This is a genomic window from Kitasatospora sp. NPDC054795, from assembly GCF_053611565.1.
In genome coordinates this window covers 5,892-6,474 of record NZ_JBSHAP010000236.1, presented here as the reverse complement: position 1 = coordinate 6,474, position 583 = coordinate 5,892, and the positions used below count along the sequence as shown (strand labels likewise).

Annotated in this window: 1 pseudogene; it reads left to right on the top strand. The window is 81.8% G+C overall.

The window, feature by feature from the left end:
- Positions 1 to 310: 310 nt before the first annotated feature.
- Positions 311 to 583, top strand: a pseudogene (locus ACWGJO_RS40545) (hypothetical protein); the annotation flags it as partial.

The window sequence follows — 583 nt, the reverse complement described above, 5'->3', positions numbered from 1 at the left end:
GGTCGGGACGGCCACCCGGAGCATCCCTACCACCCCGACCGTCCCGACCGTCCCCGCCGCTCCGAGTGCCCCGACCTCCGGTGGCCGCAGCGCGCACCCCGGTGCGGATCGCGGCCTTCGTGGACCGGCGGCCGGACGCCCGGCGCCCTCCGACGCCCCGCAGGGCAGGGCGGGTGCCTCCATCGCGTCGGCCTCCACCGCGTCGGCCTCCGGCAGCGGCCCGGAGCGGCGGCCGGGAGCCGCCGCGCAGCCGGCCGTTTCCGGGACGCGCCCAGCGGGCGCCCCGCCCGGAGGCGGCGACGGTCCGGTGGTGCCCGTGACGGTTCCGGCGCGCCGGTCCTCCGGCGGCCTGGGCGTGCAGCGAGCCGTTCGACTCATCGGTCAGCGGCGCGGGCTGCTCGGCGACCGCCGGATGACGGTCGCCCTCGCCACTGCGCCGGCACCCTTCGCGCCCGTTGCCGCCGCTCCCGCCGGCGGAGGCGCCGGGCCGGCGCCGACGCCACCCGTCGTCCGGGCCGCCTGGCCCCACGCGCTCGCGTCCCGACCGGACGGCGAGGCGCCGGTCACGTCGGCCGCACCGGCC